Source organism: Rhizobium sp. SRI_017, assembly GCF_057586295.1.
The window spans coordinates 1-235 of the sequence record NZ_JBYCZP010000123.1 but is presented as its reverse complement, the minus strand read 5'-3'; the positions used below and the strand labels follow the sequence as shown (position 1 = coordinate 235).

The following is a 235-nucleotide window of genomic DNA, read 5'->3' as shown; positions in this document are numbered from 1 at the left end:
GGTAGGGAATGCCCCTTCCAACGCACATCCAAGCGACCGTCGGCATAGGCATAAGTCTCGACATAGCGACCGACCAGACCGCGCGTCACCTCGGTCTCCTGCAGCATGATCCGCTGGCGCTCGAACGAAAAAGTCAGCTGCGCGCCGACATAACGTTGCTCGCGCTTGCACAGGATCTCGGTCAACCGATCCGGCGCCAGATTCAGCGGCCGATGCAGGTCTTCAGGCCGGGCAG

Annotated in this window: 1 pseudogene; it reads right to left on the bottom strand. The window is 62.1% G+C overall.

From position 1 onward, the window contains the following. Positions 1-235, bottom strand: a pseudogene (locus AC2YI2_RS35330) (ISNCY family transposase); the annotation flags it as partial.